Here is a 19,914-nt window from a genome sequence, read left to right on the forward strand (position 1 = left end):
ACAACCGTGGCCCGGGCGGCCCGCCGGGTGGTGGCCCTGGGGGCGGCCCGGGTGGCGGTGGTCCCGGCGGACCGGGCGGCGGCGGACCGCGTGGTGACCGGGGCGGCGGCGGTGGCCCGTCGGGTGACCGGGGGCCGCGCTAAAGGCGGCGCACTAAAGGTGGGGGCTGGGCCGAAAGGCTGGGGAGGGATTTCTCCAGGCCCCATCTTTTATTTCCAAGTTTCTGGCGTGTGCGGTGCCGTGGCGGGGATGCCACGTTTGAGCAGACGATGGAGGCCTTCGGCGACTGGAGCGTGATCGTCGAAGGCTGGCTCAACCGGGGGCGTGGACCACGCTATCCAGCGGAGGCCTATGGTTTGGCTGCCGGGACGATACTTCGGCAGATTACCCATGCGTGGCACGTGCCAAAGCTAGGCCGCAGCATCCAAATCCACGAGGCGGGCGGCACTCCTCGGTCTCAACCGTCACAGGCCGCGAGGCTCAGTGCCAGGCGCAGATCGGCGACGAACGCCTCGTAGGCCTGCCGCCGGGCCGTCTCGTCCGGCAGGCGTAGCAGGTAGGAGGGGTGGGTGGTCACCACGGCATCCCATTCGCCCAGCCTACGCGCGCCCCGTTGGCGGGTGACGGCGACAGGGCTGCCCGCCAACGCCAGCGCCGCCGTCGCCCCCAGCGCCACGACGATCTTCGGCTGCACGAAGCTCAGTTCCTTCATCAGCCACCATCGATAATGCTTCACCTCCCCGGCCGTGGGGGATTGGTGGATGCGCCGCTTCCCGCGCTGCTCGAACTTGAAGTGCTTCACAGCGTTGGTCAGGTAGGCGCTGCCGCGCGCGATGCCGGAATCCGCCAGAGCTTGGTCCAGCATCTGCCCGGCGGGGCCGACGAAGCAGCGGCCCTGCAGATCCTCCTGGTCGCCCGGCTGCTCGCCGACAAAGGCGATCGGCGCACCTTCGGGCCCTTCGCCCAGCACGGCGCGGATGGCGCCCGGCACCAGTGGCGCCGACGCGGCGATCAACTGGTTCAGCGCCGCCAGCGTCTCCGGCGCCTGCCGCGCCATCGCGGCCACGGCACGGGCGGGGTCGCGCTTCACCGGCGGCATGGCCTGGCGGGCGATCATCTCCCGCACCCGGGCGGGGGCGGAGTGGATCAGTTCCGGGATCGCGGCGGCTTCCGGCATGTGGCGCCAGTATTTCTTCGGCATCTCCGCCCGCATCGCCGTCGGGTTCACCCGGGCCGGGTTGAAGGTACTCTCGTAGTAGCCGAGCCAACCGGCCTCGAACGCATCGCTATCTGGTGCATCGGCCCGCGTGGCGGCGGGGCCTTGGGTCAGCGCCACCTTGTCCCAATGCAGGCTGCCCAACGGGGTCAGGATGGACCACGCGACGCCGCGGAAGCGGGTGACGAAGAAGTCGGCCGTGGCTTCCAGGATGTGGTGCTCAGGCTCGAACCACGCGACGTAGCGCTCTCCGGCCGTGTCATCCCCGACGCGGCGGAAGCGCAGGAAGGCGTGCATCTTGTGCAGGTCCCGCCGCACCGATTTCCGCATCATCTCCAGCCGGTGCACCAGCGGGTCGCTCTGCACTTCCAGCAACGCCCGCTCCCCCTGCAACACACGCCAGACGAGGGTATGCAGCAAGGCGTGGCGGGCAGGGTCCCGATGGCACAGCACCAGCTCGATCAATTCGGCCACCGCGCGGGGCAGGGCCAGATGCGGGGCAGGGGCGGCGGCTTCCTCGCCGAACAGGTCCGGCGTGCCGCCGGCATCCCAGGCGACCTCGGCCGGCGGAATCCCGGCGGCGGCCAACTGGCGGATAGCGGCGCGGAAGCCATCCTGGTCCGCGCCCGCTTGCAGCACCATGCGGCGCATGGCGGTTAGAACAGGCTCATCTGCCTGGCCGGGGCGGCGGTCAGGCGCTGGCGCAAATCCTGCCGGTCAGTCAGCCGCGCCGGGTGGTGGTCGGCGGTGATCAGGAAGGGCCGGGCCCGCTTCATCCCGGCGGTCAGCCGTGCCAAATCCTCCAACCGCAGCTTGGTATGGCGGCGGGACGCGACGATCTTGTCCACCGCCCGGGCGCCGAGGCCCGGCACCCGCAGCAGCATCTCCCGGTCCGCGACGTTCACGTCGACCGGGAATTGCTCCCGGTGCTTCAGCGCCCAGGCCAGCTTGGGGTCGATCTCCAGGTCCAGCATGCCGGCCTCGCCACCGGCGGCGATGTCCTGCACGGTGAAGCCGTAATAGCGCAGCAGCCAATCGGCCTGGTACAGCCGGTGCTCCCGCTGCAACGGCGGCGCCTTGGCCGGCAGCGCGATACTGGCTTCCGGAATGGGGCTGAAGGCGGAGTAGTAGACCCGCTTCATCGCATAGCGGCCGTACAGCCGGGCACTGGTGTCCAGCACCGCCTCGTCCGTCGTGTCGTCGGCCCCGACGATCATCTGCGTGCTCTGCCCGGCCGGGGAGAAGCGGCGGCGTTCCTCCTTCGCCTCGACAATGCGCTCATGCATCTGGCCCATGCTGGCCTGGATGGTGGCGCCGTCTTTCTCCGGTGCCAGCCGGCCCAGGCTCTCGGCCGAGGCCAGTTCCAGATTCACCGAAAGCCGGTCCGCCCAGAGCCCCGCCTGCTCGATCAGCCACGGGCTGGCCTCGGGGATGGTCTTGAGATGGATGTAGCCGGCGAAGCCGTGTTCCTGCCGCAAGGTGCGAGCCACCAGCATCATCTGTTCCATCGTGTAGTCTGGCGAACGGATGATGCCGGAGGAGAGGAACAGGCCCTCGATGTAGTTGCGCTTGTAGAAGCCGAGCGTCAGCTGCACCACTTCCTCCACGCTGAAGCGGGCGCGCTGCACGTTGGAAGACCGCCGGTTGATGCAATAAGCGCAGTCGAACAGGCAGTAATTGGTCAGCAGGATTTTCAGCAGGGACACGCAGCGGCCATCTGGCGTGTAGGAATGGCAGATGCCGGCGCCCGTGGTGGAACCCACCGCGCCATCCCCCGCCGCACGCTTCGCTCCGCCGGAAGACGCGCAGGACGCATCGTATTTCGCCGCATCCGCCAGGATACGGAGCTTCTTCAACAGCGTCTGGTCCATGGCGGGCCCTTCCTTTGTTCATAATATGTTCCTGTTTGGGGAATGACAAGGGGAGGGGTTCGGGTCTGTCGCGGAGGTGATAGGGGAAGGCCGGGGAAAGAATTCCCCGGCCCCCTTCTTTTCTTTTTGCGAGTTTTGGAAGTGGCTGCAGAGGGCGCCGTCTTGAGAAAAGGCTGGGTGCGCCGGAGGTCTAGGACCTCCGGCGACTGACGGTTCAGCCCCGTCGGCCCATTCTAAATATCATCAAAAAGCGTTTGCCCGCAGTCCTGCAGCGCTGTCCCAAACCCGCAGAAAAAAGAAGGGGTCCGGGGAATTCCTTCCCCGGCCTTCCCGACGCCGCCCAGAGGCCTGCGGCGTCCGATCAGACCTGATCGCGCCGGAAGCAGGCTTCGTCGTGGTCGTTGACGATGCCGGTGGCTTGCATCCAGGCATAGACGATGGTGGGGCCGACGAACTTGAAGCCGCGCTGCTTCAGGGCTTTGGAGATCTGCTCGGACAGATCGGTCTTGGCCGGGCGCAACTGGCCGTCACCGCGCAGGACCTTGCCGTTGGTGAAGGACCAGCAGAAGGCAGCGAAATCCTCGCCGCGCGTGGCCATGTCGCAGTACAGGCGGGCGCCACCAATGGTCGCCTCGATCTTGGCGCGGGAGCGGATGATGCCGGGGTTGTCCAACAGACGCAGGATATCCGCCTCGCCGAATTGCGCGACGCGCTCGGGCATGAAGTCGGCGAAGGCCGCGCGGAAAGCGTCGCGCTTGCGGAGAACGGTGATCCAGGCGAGGCCGGCCTGGAAGCCATCCAGCATCAGCTTTTCCCACAAGGAGCGGGAATCGCGCTCCGGCACGCCCCATTCCTCGTCGTGATAGGCCTGCATCAGCCTGTCCTGCCCCGCCCAGGTGCAGCGCCGGCCGGTATGGGGGTCGCACATGTCATCTGCCTCCGCTGGTTACCGTTATGGGGGGAGGTTGCCGCACCCAGCCCCACCACATGTCCCGGGTCGCACGCGCCGCGTCCGTGTTCATACCAGAGCAATCGCGCCGGACCAGGGCGGAAGCGTGGCAGGCGGCGGCTGCCTTGGGCCGAGGCGCGGTGGCCGGGGTCGATGGTCGAACGGCGCGTTCAAAGGACGGTGCGGCCAGGGCGGGGCTGCTTGTGCCGCCGAATGAAAGCAGGCAAGGCCACGGCCTGGATGCTGATGAAGGACACGCCCGTGGGCCATCGCCTGATCCGCCTGGTGCCACGGCTGGTGGCTTTGCTGGCCGCGCTGGCCATCATCCCCTGGACATTGGGCGTGCCAGGCGTGGCGGGCAGCGACTACGCCCGTGGCTGGACCATCGGCTATTTCTCGCTGATCGCCTATGCCGTGGCGTACGCGGTGCTGGCACTGCTGGGCTGGTTCGCCCGCCGGGGACAGCTGGCTTCCGGCGCGCAACTGGCCGGGCGGTTGGCGTGGGTCGCCCTGGCCGCCTTCGTGGTGGCGCAGCTCTGGGCGTGGGTGCTGATTTCAAAGTGAGGCTGAGTGCGCCGTGATGCGCACGTTTGCGGCAGGCGATGAGCCCGTTGGCCTGATGGTAGGGAAGCGGCAAAAGGCACGGTAGGCAAGGCCCTTGCGGAACGCAGAATCAGTGGAGCGCCTGCAAGCGCCCCGCTGCATCAAGTCACGATGCGGAAGGGCGGCAATGCGCCGCCCTTCCGACCGTCATTCCCACTCGATCGTGCCGGGCGGCTTGCTGGTGATGTCGTAGGTCACGCGGTTGATGCCGCGCACCTCGTTGACGATGCGTCCGGCCACCCGCGTCAGGAACTCCATGGTGAACGGGTAGACATCCGCGGTCATGCCATCGGTGGAGGTCACCGCGCGCAGGGCGCAGGCGCTGTCATAGGTGCGGCCATCGCCCATCACGCCCACGGTGCGGACCGGCAGCAGCACGGTGAAGGCCTGCCAGATCGCGTCGTAGAGGCCGGCGGAACGGATCTCTTCCAGGTAGATGGTGTCAGCCTTCTGCAGGATCTGCACCTTCTCCCGCGTCACTTCGCCGGGGATGCGGATGGCGAGGCCGGGGCCCGGGAAGGGATGGCGGCCGACGATCTCCTCCGGCATGCCCAGTTCGCGGCCAAGGGCGCGGACCTCGTCCTTGAACAGGTCGCGCAGCGGCTCCACCAGCTTCATCCGCATGCCCTCGGGCAGGCCGCCGACATTGTGGTGGGACTTGATGGTGACGCTGGGGCCGCCGGTGGCGGAGACGCTCTCGATCACGTCCGGGTACAGCGTGCCCTGGGCCAGGAAGTCGGCGCCGCCGATCTTGGCCTGCTCTTCCTCGAACACCTCGATGAACAGGCGGCCGATGGTCTTGCGCTTCTTCTCCGGGTCCGTGACGCCGGAAAGCTGGCCGAGGAACATCTCGGACGCATCGCGGTGGACCAGCTTGATGTTGAAGCGGTCGCGGAAGGTGGCGACCACCTGCTCCGTCTCGCCCGCACGCATCAGGCCGTGGTCGACATAGATGCAGGTCAGCTGGTCGCCGATCGCCTCATGGATCAGCACGGCGGCGACGGAGGAATCGACGCCGCCGGACAGGCCGCAGATCACCTTGCCGGAGCCGACCTGGGCGCGGATGCGCTCCACGGCCTCGGCCCGGAAGGCCGCCATCGTCCAGTCGCCGGAGCAGCCGCAGACGGAATGGGTGAAGTTGCGCAGCAGCTGCGCACCGTGCGGCGTATGCACCACTTCCGGGTGGAACTGGATGCCGTAATAGTGGCGGCTGTCATCGGCCACGACGGCGAAGGGCGCACCCTCGCTGGTGGCGACGATGCGGAAGCCCTGGGGCAGGGCCGTGACGTGGTCGCCATGGCTCATCCACACCTGCTCACGCGCGCCGGGGGCCCAGACGCCCTCGAACAGCGCGCAGGGCTCGGACACGTCCACATAGGCGCGGCCGTATTCCTGGTGGTCGCTGCCCTCCACCTTGCCGCCCAGCTGCTCGCACATGGTCTGCTGGCCGTAGCAGATGCCCAGCAGCGGCACGCCCATCGCGAAGACAGATTGTGGCGCCCGCGGGCTGCCTGCCTGGGTCACGCTGGCGGGACCGCCGGAGAGGATGATGCCCTTCGGTGCGAAGGCCTGGATGCGATCATCGCCGGCCGTGAACGGCCAGACCTCGCAATAGACCCCGGACTCCCGGACCCGGCGCGCGATCAGCTGCGTCACCTGGCTACCGAAGTCGAGGATGAGGATGCGATCGCTGTGGAGAGCTTGGGAGGAGAGGTCGACCATGGGCGAGCTTGCACCACAATGCTGCGTGCGGTGCAAGACAGAAGGAGGCGGGGGCCTTGATCGGAGGCCCTATGCACGGCACCTTTGCGCCGAAAGCATAAGCGCGACGGAGCCAGACCGATGCCATTTCCTACCGATGATCGCGCCTGGAACGATACCCTGCTCTACCTGTTGGAGCGGCGGCGTCCCGGAGAGCGCACCCTGGCGCCCGAGCCTTTCGTCGACGAGTTGCCCTTCGTGCGGACCTACGACCAGCCCAAGGGCGACGAGGAGCCGCACTACGCCTGGGTGGTCGTCCACAAGGGCATGCTGGACGCGCTGGACCTGGGCTTCCTGCGCCAGTTGCCCAGCTGGTCCGTGCCGGTCTTCGCCAACGAGGTCTTCGTCGTCTTCGCGCGCGAGCCCGAATTCGCGATGACGGACCTGTCGGATTCCGACCATGTGAAGTCCCTGTTCGGTCAGCTGCCGATGGATGCGGCGGAGGCCGAGGCCGCAGCGATTCCGCAGCCGGTCGAGGTCGAGCAGGAGCCTGAGCCGGTGGCCGCGCAGCCGGCGCTGGAGCCCGGGGAACTGCCGGTCGCCGCCGCGCCCACGCCCGTGGCCGCGCCGGCCGCGAAGCCCGCGCCCGCTGCTGCCCCCACCGGCGCCTTGCAGCGGCTGCGGCAGGACGAGACGCAGCGGCTGGTCGGCGAGTATCTGGGCAAGATGCAGGGCCGCCGGGTGCTGGATCTGGGCTGCGGCCTGGGCCGCTTCGCCAATACCCTGGCCTCGGCCGAGGTCCTGGGCGTCGATGCCGCGCCGGACCTGATCGAGGACGCGCGGTCGGCGCATAGCGGCCTGCCGAATTTCCGCTTCATCGCCGCCGATCCGCGCAAGCCCTTGCTGGGCGAGCGGCCCTTCGACGCGACGCTGCTGGTGGATGCGCTGTCCGGCCCCGGCGCCGATGCCACCGCGTTGCTGGAGAACGCGGCGTCCCTGACCCGCCCGGGTGGCCTGCTGGTGGTGAGTGCCGAGAACCGGGACGCGCTGAACCGCCGCGTGGCGCGGGACAGCGCCGGCAGCGGCTTCACCCTGGCCGAGCTGACCGGCATGCTGCGCGCCGCCGGTTTCCGCCCCGTGCGCGCCGATGGCGTCGTCCTGCCCTGGACTACCGGCCCCGGCAGCGAGGACGAGGATGTGCTGCAGGCGTTGCGCGAGCTCGGCCGCCTGGCTGGCCCTGCCTATGCGCAGTCCATCATGGTGCTGGCCAGCCGCGACTGAGGCGCCGACCACGGTCGCCGCAGGCTCCACAGCCTGCGGCGATCACGGTTCGGCTAGGCGCTCACATGCGATGGGTCGCCAGATTCCGGCCGGCAGAGCCTGGCGACCTGTCATCCACCACCCCCGCGAGCCAAGATGCTGTGGTCACTCGCCGCTGGCATCCGTTCGGATCACCCGATCGGCGCCTCCAGTCAGCCGGCCCTCACGGCTCGCCACTGAGCCCCACCGCACGCAAATCTGGCCGACGTCACAGGCACTCGCGCTCCTGAAAGACGAGTTTCCAAAGGCCTCAAGCTTTTGGCGGAGAGAGTTAGGAGGGGCAGCGCCCCTCTTAAACAACCAGTGCGAACAGGCGCCCGCCCTAGACGCGCGGGCGGAAGCGCTCCGCCACCACGGCTGCCAGGGCGGCGCCGACCATCAGCATGGCCATCGGGCGTGCGGTGCCATCGGTCAGCCAGCCCAGCAGGATGCCGCTGCACCCGGCGACGCTGAATTGCAGCGTGCCCAGCAGCGCGGAGGCGGAGCCCGCTTGCGCCGAATGCCGCCCCAGCGCCCCCACCGCCGAGTTCGGCAGGATCAGCGCGGTGGAAGCGCTGGCGATGGCCACCGGCACCAGCACCATCGGCAGGCTGGCATGGCCGGAGAAAGCGGCGGCGGCCAGCACCAAGGAGGCTGTGAGCATCGTCCCCGCGGCCCAGCGCACCACCCGCAACGGCCCGAAGCGCAGCAGCAGCGGGGGGTTAAGCTGGGAGGCCAGGATGAAGCAGGCCGCGTTCACCCCGAACAGGATGGCGAAGGTGCCCGGCTGCAGGCCGAAGACGCCGACGAACACCCCCGGCGAGCCGCCGACATAGGTGAACAGCAGGAACATCGAGGCGCAGCCCAGCGCCGCGTTGGCCAGGAACACCTTGTCCCGCAGGATCTGGATGTAGCGCAGCAGCAGAGAGGTGGGGCCGAGGCGTAGCCGGCGCTCCGGCGGCAGGGTCTCCGGCAGCAGGCGCCAGACCAGGGTGGAGGAGATGAGGGCGTAGCAGACGCCGAACCAGAAGATCGGCCGCCAGCCGCCGAATTGCAGCATCAGCCCACCCAGGCTGGGCGCCAGGATCGGCGCCGCGCCCATCACCAGCATCAGGCGGGACATCAGCCGCGCGGCGGCATAGCCATCCGCCATGTCCCGCACCACAGCCCGCGGCAGCACCGTGCTGGCGGAGCCGCCGAAAGCGGCGACGAAGCGGCAGAGGGCGAGGGTGTTGATATCGGTCGCCAGGGCGCAGCCGGTGGTGCCGAGGATGAACACGGCCAGCCCCGCCAGCAGCGGCCGCCGCCGGCCGAACCGGTCCGCCAGCGTGCCTTGCACCAGCTGCCCCACCGCCAGGCCGAGGAACCAGGCCGCCAAGGTGATTTCCGCCGAGCCCTTGGGCACGCCAAAGCCGGCTTCGATGGCCGGGAAAGCTGGCAGGTACATGTCGGTGGAGAGCGGCCCGATGGCGGTCAGGAAGCCAAGCAGCAGGGGCAGCCAACCGGGCAGGGCCGTGGTGTGGGTATTGGGCCCCAGGGTTGGCGGGGTGGGTGACGCGGAGGAGCGGGGCATGGGGCGATCCGGCGGGCGCCTGGGGTTAGGCGCCGCTGTCAGGGCAGGAAGGGGCTGGGCGCCGTCACGCTAGCGCCAACCGCGTGTGGGCGCTGCCCCTTCCTAGAGAAGTGACGCAAATGGCAAGGTGGTGAGAAATTAGACAGTAAAGTTTAATCGGTAGGCAGTGATGCAGAATATGGAACAAAATAGCCTAATGTGTGATCGGAATCATCTTGCCCGGGCGGCGCCAGATGGGAAGACTGCGGTAGGACGGCGAAATACGCCGGGCTGATATGCAAAATTCGGAGAGCCGCGTGACCCGTTCCCACACTGCGACCCCCTCGCTCCCCGCACGCCTCATGCTGATGGCCGGTCTCGCCCTGGCCGGGGCCGCCAGCGCCGCCGCGCCGGCTGCAGCCCAGCAGGCGGCCGATACCGTCGCCGCCATTCGCGCCCGCGGCTACCTGCTGTGCGGCATCGCCGGCCAGGTGCCCGGCTTCAGCGCGCCGGACAGCCGGGGCGAGATGCGCGGCCTGGATGCCGATAGCTGCCGCACCGTCGCCTCCGCCATCTTCGGCGACGCCAACAAGGTGCGCTTCGTCGCCACCACCTCGCAGAACCGCTTCACCGCCCTGCAATCGGGCGAGATCGACATGCTGGTGCGCAACACCACCTGGACCCTGACGCGCGAGGCCTCGCTGGGCTTCGAATTCGCCACGGTTAATTTCTACGATGGCCAGGGCTTCATGGTGAAGGCGTCCTCCGGCGTCACCTCCGCCCGCCAGCTGGCCGGCGCCAGCATCTGCGTGCAGCCCGGCACCACGACCGAGCTGAACATGGCGGACTATTTCCGTGCCCAGAACATCGCCTTCACCCCCGTGGTGATCGAGACGGTGGAGGAGGTGCAGAAGGCTTTCATCTCCGGCCGCTGCGACGCCTACACCACCGATGCGTCCTCCCTGGCCTCTTTCCGCATGACCCAGGGGGCCAATGCCAACCAGTACCTGTTGCTGCCGGAGATCATCTCGAAGGAGCCGCTGGGCGCCGTGGTCCGCAAGGGCGACTGGAAGTTCTTCGACATCGTCCGCTGGGCGCATTTCGCGCAGCTGACGGCGGAGGAACTGGGCATCACCAGTCAGAACATCGGCACCTTCACCGACAGCAATAACCCGGACGTGCAGCGCTTCATGGGCCGCACCGGGGACCTGGGCAAGATGCTCGGCCTGGCGCCGGAATGGGCGGTGAACGTCGTCACCCAGGTCGGCAACTTTGGCGAGATGTGGGAGCGCAACATTACCCCGATGGGCGTGCAGCGCGGCATCAACAACCTCTGGACCAAGGGTGGGCTGCAATACGCGCCGCCCCTGCGCTGAGCCTTCGAGGCCTTCAGTTCCGAATGGCGGCGGCCCCACCCGGGCCGCCGTTTCGCCGTCCGGCACCATCATTGCCGACACGCGCAACGATCATGCTCTAGGCTTCTGTTCGGCCGCATGATTCCCGGCTCCGGCGATCATGCGCCAGCCTCTCAGCAAGGGTCCTATCGATGCGTGGATTGACCGCCTTCCTCCTGGCCGCCCTGGCCGTGCCCGCCGCCGCCCTGGCCCAGCCATCTGCCGATACGATGGGCGCCATCCGGGCGCGCGGCAGCATCGCCTGCGGCGTCACGCCCAACACCATCGGCTTCGCCGCCCCGGACAGCCGCGGCGTGTTCCAGGGACTGGACGCCGATTACTGCCGGGCCCTGGCCGCTGCCGTGTTCGGCGACCCGGCCAAGGTGAGCTTCGTGCCCACCATCGCCGCCCAGCGCTTCCCGGCCCTGCAATCAGGTGAGATCGACGTCTCCATCCGCACCACCACCTGGACCCTGTCGCGCGAGGCGGCGCTGGGCTTCCTGTTCACCGGCGTGAATTTCTACGACGGCAACGGCTTCATGGTGCGCAAGTCGCTCGGCGTGAACACCGCCAGGCAGCTGGATGGCGCCAGTGTCTGCCTGCAGCAGGGCTCCACCACCGAACTGAATGTGGCCGACTATTTCCGCGCCAACAACCTGCGCCTGAACCCGGTGACCTTCGAGAATGTCGAGGAAATCCGCGCCGCCTTCATCGCCGGCCGCTGCGACGTCTATGCCTCCGACACCTCGACCCTCGCCGCCTTCCGCGTCGCCCAGGGCGCCAATGCCGACACCTACGTGCTGTTGCCCGAGATCTTCTCCAAGGAGCCGCTCGGCCCCTCCGTCCGCAAGGGCGACGCCAAGTGGTTCGACATCGTCCGCTGGGTGCATTTCGCCCTGCTGACGGCGGAGGAACTGGGCATCACCCAGGCCAATGCCGGCAGCTTCGGCGACGGCACCAACCCCGACATCCAGCGCTTCATCGGCAAGACCGGCGACCTCGGCCAGATGCTGGGCCTGGCGCCGGACTGGGCCGTGAAGGTGGTCCGCGCCGTGGGCAATTACGGCGAGCTGTGGGAACGCCACATCACCCCGATGGGCCTGCCACGCGGCATCAACAACCTCTGGAACCATGGCGGGCTGCAATACGCCCCGCCAATGCGCTGAGGCCGTTAGGCGGGGGGCTAAAGAAGGCCGGGGAAGGAATTCCCCGGACCCCTTCTTTTTTTGTCTGTTTTTGGGTCGGGTTGCGGGTGCAGTGCGCCGGGGCTGGCATTCCGGTGAATGCCTACGGCGGATGGCAGAGAGGCATGACCTGCGCTGGTGCTGCGACCGGCTGATCTACTTGGCCGCGCAAGCCTGCAGCAGGACGTTTCAAGACAGAAGCCGGCTTCGTCGGCCGACCTTGCCCCTAATGTCCATTTTGGATCTTCGGAGCGCCTGCCCTCAGGCGTCAGCACGATGCCAAACGCGCGGAAAAAGATGGGGCCTGGGGAATTCTATCCCCAGCCTTCTGACTTCAACGCCACTCGCACCGCTTCAACCCGGGCAGTCCCGCGCCTGAGCACGGCGGGGTCGGCCTATTTGGAGGGCAACCGCTGGAAGCCGGGTTCGGCTGGCGGGTCGGCGAAATCTTCGCTGATGTCGTCCACCCGGGCCAGGGGTGGGCCTTTGCGGCAGGCGGTCAGGAGCGCGCCGACAGCGGCGGCATCGCCGGCCACCAGGGCTTCGACGCTGCCATCCGCGCGGTTGCGCACCCAGCCTTGCACGCCCAGCCGCACGGCTTCGGCCACCATCCAGTCACGGTAGCCGACTCCGTGGACCCGTCCCCGGATTCGCACCTGCTTGGCGTCCATGCTGTCCTCCTCTGCCGACGGTGCGGCCTTCAGTCGCGGGCGAGCGCGAGCAGCCGGGCGGCCAGGGCCACATCGTTGGCGATGGCGCGCTTGCGCGCCAGGGCCTCCTCGTCCTCGCCCCAGAAATCCTGCTGCCAGCTTTCGTCCAGCAGGGCCAGCCGGGTGGCCTCGGCGGCATCCAGCCGGCCATGTGCCAGGGCCAGCCCCAGTACCAGGCTGCCCAGCAGCGGAACGGCCAACCCGACCGCCGTCAGCTCCAGCGGCGGCAGGGCGGCCACGGCGCGCTTCAGCGCGGCCAGCGATTCCGGCGGCTGCGCGACGTGCAGGATGCCGGTGGTCACAAGCAGCTTCGCGCCCAGTGCATCCGCCGCCCAGTCCAGCAGCGGCTGCCATTCGGCGGCCTGGATGGCGGCCAGGCGGGCATCGTCGCCGCGATAGCAGAGCAGGTCGGTCTCGCCGTACTGGGCGATGGCGTCGATGCTGGGCTGCGGGTCGGGCGCCACGCGGTCGATGGCGGTGCCGACCACGCGGGTCAGCGGCACCATCTCCATGCTCATCTCGCCACCCTTGCCGCCGCCGGCCTGCTGCCATTCCTCGGCCACGGCCTGGGCCAGGGGCTGGGTGGGCAGGTGCAGCGGGCCGCCACCGGGCAGGCGCATCGGGCGCCCATCCAGCAGCACGGTGAAGCCACCCTCTTCACGCGGGGCAGTGGCGGCGGTGTCCCAGAAACGCTTCATGGGCGGGGATATGGCGTGGGAGGGTAGGGGGCGCCAAGCCCTTCCGGGCGTCGTGAAGGCTGAGGGAAGGAATTCCCCCAGACCCCCATCTTATTTTTCTCCTGTTTAAGAGACTGTTTCAGAAGCCTGCCGGGTCGGGCGCGGCGGCCTTGTCCGCGCCAGCTTTGTCGGCGGCACGAACAATCCCGGCCGCGCCTCAGCCAGCAGGCTTCTGAAGCAGCCTCCAAGATCTGGGCTATGGCCCCACTGGGCATCGCTCGTCGGCGAAGCCTGGGTGAGGCTGAAAGTTATGCGGGCCGAACCGGCAGTCGCCGGCGTGACCCCGGCGCGGCGCGAGGCACATCGCCCCAACAGCCGCGCCCCAGAACGTGCAAAAAGAGAAGAAGGGGTCCGGGGAATTCCTTCCCCGGCCTTGTCCTTCACCCAGCCCTCAGCGCGTCGGGCGCGGCGGGTCCTGGCTGTAGTCGTAGAAGCCACGGCCGGTCTTCTTGCCCAGCCAGCCGGCTTCCACATGCTTCACCAGCAGGGGCGAGGGCCGGTACTTGCTGTCCCCCATGCCTTCGTGCAGCACGCGCATGATGGCCAGGCAGGTATCCAGCCCGATGAAGTCGCCCAGCGCCAGCGGGCCCATCGGGTGGGCGGCGCCCAGCTTCAGGGCGGCGTCGATCGATTCGACGTTGCCGACGCCTTCCTGCAGCGCCTGTACCGCTTCGTTGATCATCGGGATCAGCACGCGGTTGACGATGAAGGCGGGGTAGTCCTGGGCTACGGCGGTGGTCTTGCCCATTTTGTCGGCCAGGGCCTGGACCGCCTCGAAGGTCGCGTCATCGGTGGCGATGCCGCGGATGATCTCCACCAGCTTCATCACCGGCACCGGGTTCATGAAGTGCATGCCGATGAAGCGGTGCGGCCGGTCGGTCGCCGCCGCCAGCCGGGTGATGGAGATGGAGGAGGTGTTGGAGGCCAGGATAGCATCCGCCTTCAGCAGCGGCACCACCTGCTTGAAGATGGAGAGCTTGACCTCCTCCCGCTCCGTCGCCGCCTCGATGACGATATCGGCGGCGGAGAGGGCGGACATGTCCGTGCCGCCCTGGATGCGCGCCATGGCGGCATCCTTGGCGCCGGCGTCGATGCCGCCCTTGGCTACCTGCCGGTCGAGGTTCTTGCCGATGGTGGAGAGGGCCTTCGCCACCGCCTCGGCCTTCACGTCGACCAGCACGACGTCCAGCCCCGCCAGCGCCGCCACATGGGCGATGCCGTTGCCCATCTGCCCGGCGCCGATGACGCCGACCGTCGTGATCGCCATGGTCTCAGCCCAGCTCCGCTTCGAGTTCGGGCATCAGCTTGAACAGGTCGCCCACCAGGCCGTAATCGGCCACCTGGAAGATCGGCGCCTCCTCGTCCTTGTTGATGGCGACGATGACCTTGCTGTCCTTCATGCCGGCCAGGTGCTGGATGGCGCCCGAGATGCCGACGGCGATGTACAGCTCCGGCGAGACGATCTTGCCGGTCTGGCCCACCTGATGGTCGTTCGGCGCGTAGCCGGCATCGACCGCGGCGCGGGAAGCGCCGACGGCGGCGCCCAGCTTGTCCGCCACCTTGTCCAGGATCGCGAAATTCTCGGCGGAACCGAGGGCACGGCCGCCGGAGATGATGACGCGGGCAGCGGTCAGTTCCGGCCGCTCGCTCTTGGCGATCTCGGCGCCGACGAAGCTGGAAAGGGCAGGGGACTCGGCGCCCGGCGCGGCTTCCACCGCCGCGCTGCCGCCTTCGGCCGGCACCGGGTCGAAGGACGCGGCGCGGACGGTCAGCACCTTCTTCTCGTCGCTGGTCTTCACGGTCGCCAGCGCGTTGCCGGCATAGATGAAGCGGCGGAAGGTGTCGGCACCCTCCACGCCCGCGATGTCGCTGATGATCTGCACGTCCAGCAGGGCGGCAACGCGGGGCATGATGTTCTTGCCCATGGCGCTGCCCGGGGCCAGCAGGTGGCTGTAGGCAGGGGCCAGCGCCACCAGCAGGGCGGCGGCGGGTTCGGCCAAGCCATGCTCATAGGCCGGGCCATCGGCCAGGATCACCTTGGCGACGCCCGGCAGCTTCGCGGCCGACTGCGCGGCGGCGGCACCGCCCAGCACCAGCACATGCACGTCGCCGCCGATCTGCGTGGCGGCGGCGATGGCGCTGCGGGTCGGCTGGCTGACAATGTCTTCGCTGCGGTCGGCGAGAACGAGAATGGTCATGGCTCAGATCACCTTCGCTTCGTTGCGCAGCTTGTCCACCAGCTCGGCCACCGAGGCGACCTTGCGGCCGGCCAGGCGCTTCGGCGGCTCTTCCACCTTCAGCACCGTCAGGCGCGGCGTGGCATCGACGCCGAGATCCGCCGGCTTCAGCGTCTCGATCGGCTTCTTCCGCGCCTTCATGATGTTGGGCAGGCTGGCGTAGCGCGGCTCGTTCAGCCGCAGGTCGGTGGTGACGATGGCGGGCAGCGTCAGCTTCACCGTCTCCAGGCCGCCATCCACCTCGCGCGTCACGATCGCGGCGCCGTCGGCGATCTCGACCTTGCTGGCGAAGGTGCCCTGGGACCAGCCAAGCAAGGCCGCCAGCATCTGGCCGGTGGCGTTCATGTCGTCATCGATGGCCTGCTTGCCGAGGATGACCACCTGCGGCTGCTCTCGCTCGGCGATCGCCTTCAGGATCTTGGCGACGGCCAGCGGCTCGGTGCCCTCGGCCTCGACCAGGATGCCGCGGTCGGCGCCCATGGCCAATGCGGTGCGGATCTGCTCCTGCGCCTGGGCCGGGCCGATGGAGACGGCGACGATCTCCGTCACGATGCCCTTCTCCTTCAGGCGCACCGCTTCCTCGACCGCGATTTCGTCGAAGGGGTTCATCGACATCTTGACGTTGGCGGTCTCGACGCCCGTGCCGTCCGCCTTCACGCGGACCTTCACGTTGTAATCGACAACCCGCTTCACGGGGACCAGGAGCTTCATCGGTGAGGTTTGTCCTTCTTGCGCGTCGTGCTGCCGAGGTCGGGGGGCAGCGCGTGCGAGCCGGCCGCCGTCGCGGCCACGGGCCTGTGGGCCCGCCTCCCGGCCGCGCCGCGAAAACCTAGGGGGGGCGGCAGGGCGTGGCAAGATAGGCACGGGACATGAGCTTCAGGCGCCAAACAAAGGCGCGGCATCGTCGCTTGACCCGCCGTGCCGCCACTGGGCAAGACCATCCTGCACCGCAGCAGGGGAAGCACCGCATGGCCAGGCAGTTCGCCACGATCGGGCCGGAGCACCGCGAGTTCATCGGGCGCCAGCACATCTTCTTCGCCGCCACGGCGGCGCCCGGGGCCCGCGTCAATGTCTCCCCGCGTGAGGGGTCCGCCCTGCGGGTGCTGGGTGGCAACAGCGTCGCCTACCTGGACCAGACCGGTAGCGGCAACGAGACGGCGGCGCACCTGCGTGCCGATGGCCGGATGACCCTCATGTTCTGCGCCTTCCAGGGCGCGCCGCTGATCCTGCGCCTCTACGGCCAGGGCGAGGTGCTGCCACGCGGCACCCCCGCCTACGCCGCCTTGCTGGCGGATGCATTCGGTGGGGAGGAGCCGATGGGCGCCCGCCAGATCGTCCGGCTGGACGTGGACCTGGTGCAAAGCTCCTGCGGCTTCGGCGTGCCGATGTTCGAGCACGTGGCGGACCGCCCCAACCTGGCCCGCTGGGCCAACGCAAAAGGCCCGGACGGGCTGGTGGCGTACCGGCAAGAGAAGAACACCCGCAGCATCGACGGCCTGCCGGCCTGGGACGCGGAGGTCCTCCTTTAGCTGGGGGAGGGCTTCGGGATATGGCGCCTTCGCGTCGGCGCCGGGCATCCTCCTGAGGGTGGCGGAGTAAGGCCGGGGAAGGAATTCCCCGTGCCCCTTCTTTTCTTTTTTCGAGTTTTTGCAGGGTGGCTGTTGAGGGGGGCTGTCCGGTTTGGAGGGGGTGGTCGCGCCGGAGGCCCAGGACTTCCGGCGACTGGGCGATCAGCCATGGTGGCCTATTCTGAATATCATCAGGACGCTTGCCCTGAAGCGTCATCGCCGATGACCGGCGACGAGCGCGCTCGGAAAAGCCTCGCCGCGTGTTCGACGGCGGTGGCCCACTCCAAGCGCACGCGCACATCCGAAAAAGGAGAGAAGGGGTCCGGGGAAGTCGTCCTCGGCCTTCTTCTATCTTTGAAAAGGCACCAAAGCCCAGGCTGCGTACCAACGGAGCCTTGACGTTGCCGCCCTGCCCAAGGCACCGTTCCGCTCCACGGAATATCCCGCCTCATCAAATACTTAATGACGGATTCATGACATCCTTCCGCTTGCCTTCTCCCACCTCGCGCAACGCTGGCTGAGGCGCGCGTGGAGATCCTGGCGGCGTTCCTGGGCGGGCTGGGCCTGTTCCTGGCGGGGGTGAAGGGGGTTGGCGCCAACCTGCAGCAGATGGCGGGGCGCCGGTTGCGGGTGGCCATCACCAAGGCGACGCGCGGCGATGTCAGCGCGGCGTTGACCGGCACGTTGCTGGGCACGCTGACGCAGTCATCCAACGCCGTCACCTTCATCGCCACCTCGATGGTGCAGGCAGGGCTGCTGCCGCTGGCGCGGGCGCTGCCGGTGGTGGCCTGGGCCAATCTGGGCACCGCCGTGCTGGTGCTGGTGGCGGCGCTGGACCTGCGGCTGGTGGCGCTGTGGCTGCTCGGCTGCGCCGGCTGCGCGCTGGCGTTCGGGCTGGATGGCAAGGGCCGCTGGCGCACGGCGCTGGGCGCGGCCTTCCATCTGGGCCTGGTGTTCCTGGGGCTGGTCATCCTGAAATCTGGCGCCGCGCCGTTGCGGGAGGCCGAGGCGGTGCGCGATGCCATGGCGCTGGCCGGGCATGCGTTGCTGCCGGCCTTCCTGGTGGGGGCGCTGGTGACGCTGGTGGCGCAGTCTTCGTCTACCGTCACCATCCTGGCGATTGCCCTGGCGGGGGTGGGGCTGATGGATGGCGCGCAGGCGGGCATGGCGGTGTGCGGTGCCTCGCTGGGCTCGGGCCTGTCGGTGCTGCTGCTCTCGGGCGGGCTGCGCGGCACGGCGCGGCGGCTGGCGCTGTTCCAGACGCTGTTCAAGGCGCTGGGCGCGGTGATGTTCGCGGTGCCGTTCCTGGCCTGGAAGCTGTGGCCCGGCCTGCCGACGCCCTGGGATGTAACGGACCTGCCGCATCAGCTGGGCCTGCTGTTCGTCGCGTTGCAGGTGGTGCCAGCCCTGGCCATCGCCCCCTTCATGCCGCTGATGCCGCGCCTGCTGGCCCGCGTGGCCCCGGCGACGCAGGAGGAAGCGCTGGCCCGCCCTGCCTTCCTCTATGACCAGGCGCTGGAGGATGCGCCGACCGCGCTGGCCCTGGTGCAGCGGGAACAGGCCCGGCTGCTGGACCGGCTGCCGGGATTGCTGGACGGCGTGCGGCAGGATGCCACGCCGCCCGTGCTGCCAGCCGCCACTGTCTCCGCCGCCGGCGTGGCGGTGGAGCAGGCGATCGCCACCTTCCTGCAATCCCTGCTGGGCCGCGGCAGTTGCCTGGAGGCCGAATTGCAGCGCGCCGTGGCGCTGGACAACGCCAACAGCCTGATCGGTGCGTTGCGGGAGACGGTGGCGGAACTCTCCGGCCTGCTGGATTTGGCGCTGCGGCGGGGGGAGGACGACCCGGTCGGCGCCCTGGCGCCGGCGCTGGCGGAGGCGCTGCACCTGCTGCTGTCCGAGCTGCATGACGCCGCGCTCTCCGGCGATGCCGAGGATGTGCTGACGCTGCGCCGGCTGGCGGCCGACCGGTCCGACATGATGGATGGGCTGCGCCGCCGGGTGTTCCGCGCGGGTGCGGAACTGTCGGCCGGTGGGCATGACCTGCTGTTCCGCGCGACTTCGCTGTTCGAACGCGCGGTGTGGCTGGTGCGCCGGCTGGCCCAGGGGCTGGAGATTGGCGACCCGGCGACGCGGCAGGGGGCGCCGATGGTCACGGCGGGGCCGGCCGAGGAGACGCAACTGCCCGTGGCGGCACGAAGCGCAGCGGAATAATCGGCTGGCGGAAGCCCGGAGTTCGGCCGCCGGGCCGACCGGCAGCCTTGGGTGCGTTCAGCCGCGGCTAATCAGGACCAGGATGACGAACAGGCCAATCGCCAGCCCTTGCAGCATGACGCGCCAGCGCATCAGCGTATTGGAGCGCTGGCCGCCTTCGCCCTTCACCATCCCGACCATGCCGGCGAACAGCACCCCAAGGGTACCCAGCATTGCCAGGATGAGCAGGATCGTGACCACGGTTTTCATGCACTAGACATAGCCCTCTACCGCCACTGCGCAAGCGGCTTTCCCGGCGCATCTGGCAGACGCTGCCGGGGGATCGTTGCAGGCGGAAACTTGACCCGGCGCGCCGCATCGGCTCGGGTCCGGCCATGCGTATCCTGCTTCAGCTTGCTCTGGTGCTTTCTGTCCTGCTGGCTGGCTCCTCTGGTGCCTCGGCCCAGGCGCCGACCCCAGCTTCGCCGGCCCCGGCTTCGCCTGCTCCCGCTGCCGCCACCGCCGTGCCGGCCGGGGAGGCACAGCGCCTGCTGGGCATCCTGCGCGACGACACGCGCCGGGCCGAACTCATGCGGACGTTGGAGGCGCTCTCCGCCGCCAGCGCCGCGTCACCGGCTGCCCCGCCCGCCGCCGCGCCTCCTGCCGCGCCGGCAGGCACCGCGCCGCCTGCCACCGGTGCAGG

17 protein-coding genes and 1 pseudogene are annotated in these 19,914 nt (G+C 68.9%); 7 read left to right on the forward strand and 11 right to left on the reverse strand.

The features are described from left to right. Window positions 1–457 precede the first annotated feature (457 nt). The 3 genes from IBL26_RS09370 to IBL26_RS09380 all read right to left on the reverse strand — a co-directional run bounded on the left by IBL26_RS09370 (window position 458) and on the right by IBL26_RS09380 (window position 4,015). Complete coding sequence (locus IBL26_RS09370) at window positions 458–1,867, reverse strand: UdgX family uracil-DNA binding protein (protein ID WP_187784210.1); 1,410 nt, start codon at window positions 1,865–1,867, stop codon at window positions 458–460. A gap of 5 nt (window positions 1,868–1,872) precedes the next feature. After that, on the reverse strand, window positions 1,873–3,087 hold the full coding sequence (locus tag IBL26_RS09375) for a putative DNA modification/repair radical SAM protein (protein WP_187784211.1): 1,215 nt from the start codon (window positions 3,085–3,087) through the stop codon (window positions 1,873–1,875). A gap of 361 nt (window positions 3,088–3,448) precedes the next feature. Beyond that, entirely contained in the window at window positions 3,449–4,015 is a 567-nt protein-coding gene (locus tag IBL26_RS09380; protein ID WP_187784212.1) for a DNA-3-methyladenine glycosylase I, read from the reverse strand. 267 nt (window positions 4,016–4,282) lie between these two features. Between IBL26_RS09380 and IBL26_RS09385 the strand changes: the two genes are divergently transcribed. Continuing rightward, window positions 4,283–4,600: a hypothetical protein gene (locus tag IBL26_RS09385; RefSeq protein WP_187784213.1), complete on the forward strand. Its 318-nt coding sequence runs from the start codon at window positions 4,283–4,285 to the stop codon at window positions 4,598–4,600. 186 nt (window positions 4,601–4,786) lie between these two features. On the opposite strand, the gene guaA is transcribed toward IBL26_RS09385, so the two are convergent. Next, window positions 4,787–6,361 carry a glutamine-hydrolyzing GMP synthase gene (guaA, locus tag IBL26_RS09390; RefSeq protein ID WP_187784214.1) on the reverse strand — a complete coding sequence of 525 codons (1,575 nt, stop codon included), beginning with the start codon at window positions 6,359–6,361 and terminating at the stop codon, window positions 4,787–4,789. A gap of 120 nt (window positions 6,362–6,481) precedes the next feature. Between guaA and IBL26_RS09395 the strand changes: the two genes are divergently transcribed. Next, window positions 6,482–7,621, forward strand: a complete 1,140-nt coding sequence (locus IBL26_RS09395) for a class I SAM-dependent methyltransferase (protein WP_187784215.1) — start codon at window positions 6,482–6,484, stop codon at window positions 7,619–7,621. A gap of 361 nt (window positions 7,622–7,982) precedes the next feature. On the opposite strand, the gene IBL26_RS09400 is transcribed toward IBL26_RS09395, so the two are convergent. Further along, the gene (locus IBL26_RS09400; RefSeq protein WP_187784216.1) at window positions 7,983–9,212 is read right to left on the reverse strand and encodes a multidrug effflux MFS transporter; all 1,230 of its coding nucleotides are present in this window, start codon (window positions 9,210–9,212) and stop codon (window positions 7,983–7,985) included. A 347-nt stretch (window positions 9,213–9,559) separates the two neighbouring features. Between IBL26_RS09400 and IBL26_RS09405 the strand changes: the two genes are divergently transcribed. Further along, window positions 9,560–10,567 (forward strand): amino acid ABC transporter substrate-binding protein, encoded by a 1,008-nt coding sequence (locus IBL26_RS09405; RefSeq protein WP_241749194.1) that lies wholly within the window; start codon window positions 9,560–9,562, stop codon window positions 10,565–10,567. Between the two features lie 170 nt (window positions 10,568–10,737). Further along, the gene (locus IBL26_RS09410) at window positions 10,738–11,751 is read left to right on the forward strand and encodes an amino acid ABC transporter substrate-binding protein (RefSeq protein ID WP_187784218.1); all 1,014 of its coding nucleotides are present in this window, start codon (window positions 10,738–10,740) and stop codon (window positions 11,749–11,751) included. A 413-nt stretch (window positions 11,752–12,164) separates the two neighbouring features. Here the strand turns inward: IBL26_RS09410 and IBL26_RS09415 are convergent, their stop codons facing one another. The 5 genes from IBL26_RS09415 to IBL26_RS09435 all read right to left on the reverse strand — a co-directional run bounded on the left by IBL26_RS09415 (window position 12,165) and on the right by IBL26_RS09435 (window position 16,164). After that, entirely contained in the window at window positions 12,165–12,440 is a 276-nt protein-coding gene (locus IBL26_RS09415; protein ID WP_187784219.1) for an acylphosphatase, read from the reverse strand. 29 nt (window positions 12,441–12,469) lie between these two features. Beyond that, window positions 12,470–13,177 carry an ATP12 family chaperone protein gene (locus IBL26_RS09420; protein WP_187784220.1) on the reverse strand — a complete coding sequence of 236 codons (708 nt, stop codon included), beginning with the start codon at window positions 13,175–13,177 and terminating at the stop codon, window positions 12,470–12,472. A gap of 430 nt (window positions 13,178–13,607) precedes the next feature. Continuing rightward, the gene (locus IBL26_RS09425; protein ID WP_187784221.1) at window positions 13,608–14,483 is read right to left on the reverse strand and encodes a 3-hydroxybutyryl-CoA dehydrogenase; all 876 of its coding nucleotides are present in this window, start codon (window positions 14,481–14,483) and stop codon (window positions 13,608–13,610) included. Window positions 14,484–14,487: 4 nt separating this feature from the next. Next, a complete protein-coding gene (locus IBL26_RS09430; RefSeq protein WP_187784222.1) occupies window positions 14,488–15,414 on the reverse strand; it encodes an electron transfer flavoprotein subunit alpha/FixB family protein in 927 nt (308 codons plus the stop codon). 3 nt (window positions 15,415–15,417) lie between these two features. Beyond that, window positions 15,418–16,164, reverse strand: coding sequence for an electron transfer flavoprotein subunit beta/FixA family protein (locus IBL26_RS09435; protein ID WP_187784223.1), 747 nt, complete (start codon window positions 16,162–16,164; stop codon window positions 15,418–15,420). 257 nt (window positions 16,165–16,421) lie between these two features. Between IBL26_RS09435 and IBL26_RS09440 the strand changes: the two genes are divergently transcribed. Beyond that, on the forward strand, window positions 16,422–16,982 hold the full coding sequence (locus IBL26_RS09440; RefSeq protein ID WP_187784224.1) for a pyridoxamine 5'-phosphate oxidase family protein: 561 nt from the start codon (window positions 16,422–16,424) through the stop codon (window positions 16,980–16,982). Between the two features lie 567 nt (window positions 16,983–17,549). Then, entirely contained in the window at window positions 17,550–19,232 is a 1,683-nt protein-coding gene (locus IBL26_RS09445; protein ID WP_187784225.1) for a Na/Pi symporter, read from the forward strand. Window positions 19,233–19,289: 57 nt separating this feature from the next. On the opposite strand, the gene IBL26_RS09450 is transcribed toward IBL26_RS09445, so the two are convergent. Then, a complete protein-coding gene (locus IBL26_RS09450; RefSeq protein ID WP_187784226.1) occupies window positions 19,290–19,481 on the reverse strand; it encodes a twin transmembrane helix small protein in 192 nt (63 codons plus the stop codon). A 125-nt stretch (window positions 19,482–19,606) separates the two neighbouring features. On the opposite strand from IBL26_RS09450, the pseudogene IBL26_RS09455 reads away from it, so the two are divergent. Next, window positions 19,607–19,914, forward strand: a pseudogene (locus IBL26_RS09455) (hypothetical protein); the annotation flags it as partial.

This window comes from Teichococcus aerophilus, assembly GCF_014490485.1.
Lineage (GTDB): Bacteria > Pseudomonadota > Alphaproteobacteria > Acetobacterales > Acetobacteraceae > Pseudoroseomonas > Pseudoroseomonas aerophila.